The sequence below is a fragment of the Paraburkholderia sp. SIMBA_030 genome (assembly GCF_046535245.1).
Taxonomy (GTDB): Bacteria; Pseudomonadota; Gammaproteobacteria; order Burkholderiales; family Burkholderiaceae; genus Paraburkholderia.
Window position 1 is genome coordinate 1 of the sequence record NZ_JAWRXB010000750.1, and the last position, 265, is coordinate 265.

General features: G+C 36.2%; 1 protein-coding gene. It reads left to right on the forward strand.

Annotated elements, in window-relative coordinates; all coding sequences use genetic code 11:
* Positions 1-12 precede the first annotated feature (12 nt).
* Positions 13-265 (forward strand): hypothetical protein (locus SB772_RS41970; RefSeq protein WP_410838767.1); only part of this gene is annotated, 253 nt, incomplete at its 3' end.

Genomic DNA, 265 nt, shown 5'->3' on the forward strand with positions numbered 1-265 from the left:
GTAGCAATGCCAATGAAAGATTTCACAGCACTTGGTACAGACAGCATTTTAAAATATTGGATCAGTAAATATAATGTTGAAATTGAAAATTTACCTACCGAAGTCATTAAAGTCACCAAAGGCTTTGCTTACGGAAGAGATAAGGTTGCAGATGTAGGAGCATCAAGTAGTACAACAAGTGCTATTGGGATGCAGGATGTCGTTAAAATTCCTGAAGGATATGTAAGTACAAATTATGCCATAAGTGGTGGTGGTAAAGAATATG